1 protein-coding gene and 1 riboswitch are annotated in these 2724 nt (G+C 41.7%); the gene reads right to left on the reverse strand.

Annotated features, from left to right (window positions below; translation table 11 throughout):
- Positions 1-56: 56 nt before the first annotated feature.
- Positions 57-239, reverse strand: a riboswitch (cobalamin riboswitch).
- A 274-nt stretch (positions 240-513) separates the two neighbouring features.
- Complete coding sequence (locus GX348_09175; protein NLP42350.1) at positions 514-2382, reverse strand: TonB-dependent receptor; 1869 nt, start codon at positions 2380-2382, stop codon at positions 514-516.
- Positions 2383-2724: the final 342 nt, after the last annotated feature.

The raw sequence follows: 2724 nt of genomic DNA on the forward strand, positions 1-2724 counted from the left end.
GAAGGATAGATTACTCCAATGAATAAATCCCCTCCCCATCGCGCGTGGGTAAATAAAACGGTGATTGTTAGATAGGCAGTTCTCCTGGCTCTGGATCATCGCTCCCCCAAACCTTCCCAAGACTTTCATCCCAGTGGCATAACATGGGTTTGCTCCTCATTACAGTGGCGGGACCGCGCCGGCGTTAAACCGGACTTCCCTATTAAGCCCCGTAGGGCACCTATCTCAAAACTATTTAATTGTCATATACTGGTATTATGTTGCAATTAACTATTATGATACCAACTATTTTATATAATAGCAATAGTATTTGCATTTTTTAAGCTACAGTTTACCACAACTTAATTTTTAAAGACAACCTCTATAGTTATGCGGCTGTGTCCCGATAAGAAAGGAAGGTACCGACATGGCTACAACCAGCTTCCTCTGTTTTTGCCTTCCAACTATAAAAAGGGTGCCATAAATTATTTTTTTTAATGAATTTTGCGACACCCTCTTTTAGTTCCAATAAACTTAAAATGTCATTTTATATCCTATCATATAATTGATTGGCGCAAAGTAGTAGTCAGCAGAAGTTGAAGCGTAGGAAACATCCTCCCGGTCAAGCAAATTATTAATCGTCAGGAAAAGGCTCCGATCTTTTGCCATTGCATAATTTACATTTAAATTTGTCAGCAAATATGGTTTCTTATCTATGCCGCTTAAAACTCTATCAGCCATATACGAAGCATTCATAGCGGCCTGCCATTTATCCTGCTGATAGGTTATGCCGCCTTTAACTTCCCATCGGGAAAAATTAGGCTGCCAGCCTGTGGAAACGCCCGCGGCATCGATATTTTCTGTTTTCGGATTCCCATAACTGACCGCATAGCGATAACTAAAAGGATTTTGGCTGGGTTTAATTGTACATTCCAATTCAATGCCGGTATTTTTTAAATTTTCATTTTTGTATTCAAAATCATTCTTCTTGCTATTAAACGTAGCACTGATATTATCATCAATATTGTAATTAAATAGAGCTACCCGCCAGTTATGAATACCGGAATTTTTCTTCCATCCCAATTCATAGTGCCTACCGGTCTGAGGTTCCAATTGTTTCACGCCGGATTTCCATATCTGGTGCAGATCTGGCATCTTATAGGATTCTCCCACACTGGCATACAGATTTTCGTTTTCAGTCATTTTATGGACAAACTGCGCTTGACCACTGAAGTTTGTGTTGTTATGCGCATTTGGTGCTCCAGTTGTCCAAGATTCACGCGCACTAAGAATCCATGTGTTCAGAGCGCTAACCTGTTTCTCATACTGAGTATAGGCTGAAAAGTTATTGCGCGCTTGGTTTTCTCGCTCAACAATTGTTCCTTTTGTATCTGGTATGTATTCTTCCCGCTTGAATGTTCCGCCAAATAATACTTTTCCAGCGGTAATATCCCAAGCTTTCTGCATATCAAGACCGTAATTTTTGTTCTTTTCTTCATCTATTGAACGTATCTTAGCTATGGTTTCTATTGCATCTCTTTCCCGTGACCTGTCTACATAATATAAGGTTGCTTTAAAATCATCTTCATGATAAGACAACTGCGCATTATTTCGCTCAACATCTTGTTTAGTATCGGAAGCTTTGGCTTTTCCGGAGTCTTTAATGGTAACATAATGATATTGTGACTCAATCCGATTATAAGAAAAGTCTAATTTGTCATTAAATGCATAGGTGATACTCAGATTATTGTTCTCCGGTCCAATCCATTTTCTTCCTTCTGAGTCTACATTATTCCGCTTGCCCCATTCCGAATATTGATAGCCAATGCCTAGCTTCTTATCAGCTTGCAGACTCAAAGTATGCTCTTGCTGACCGTAGTTGCCCCATCCGGTCTTAAAATAATTACTGCGCTTCTTCTTGGTAATGATATTGATGACCCCGCCGGTCGCTTCACTGCCATATAAAACTGATCCGCCACCGCGAACAATTTCTACCCGTTCGATGTCGTCAACCTGTATGTCATTTAAATCATAGGTACCGCGAATATTCAGCGGCATCCCGTTTACCAGTACCAACGTGCCACCATTGTTGCCTCTAATGGCAATTTTACTGGTCATATTTCCCATGGAAGATCCCGCCGTACCATACTGTTGCATTTCCAAGCCGGTCGAAAACCGCAATGCATCATACAAATTGCTGGCGCCGGTGTTCCGTAAGTCGGCTTCAGTTAAAATCTCGGTCGAAGCCGCCACATCTATATCGTGCTTTTCATAGCGCTGAGCGGTTACAATGACCTCACCTAGACTATATTCCATCATTTCTCCCGCCGCCTGTACGCTTGGCATGCCCAGAAACCCTACCGCCAACGTGCTGCAGATCATTTTCGCCAATTTGTTTTTCATTCGTCATCCTCCATTTTTTTATCATAGTGTAGTAGCCTGTCGTCTACCATAAAGCTTTCTTATACACCCCGCCGTTCCCGGTCTTCTTCGGCCTTTTCTGAAAAAACTGGCAAAAACAAAGAAATAATGAAGCCCAAAAAATTAAACCTCGCTGTACGCACACAGCGAGGTTTATAATCAAAGGAACACATAGCAAATAAAAATCCCGGCATAAGAATAGCCGGGAAGGATAGATTACTCCAATGAATAAATCCCCTCCCCATCGCGCGTGGGTAAATAAAACGGTGATTGTTAGATAGGCAGTTCTCCTGGCTCTGGATCATCGCTCCCCCAAACCTTCCC

The organism is Veillonellaceae bacterium (genome assembly GCA_012523975.1).
Classification (GTDB): Bacteria; Bacillota; Negativicutes; order JAAYSF01; family JAAYSF01; genus JAAYSF01.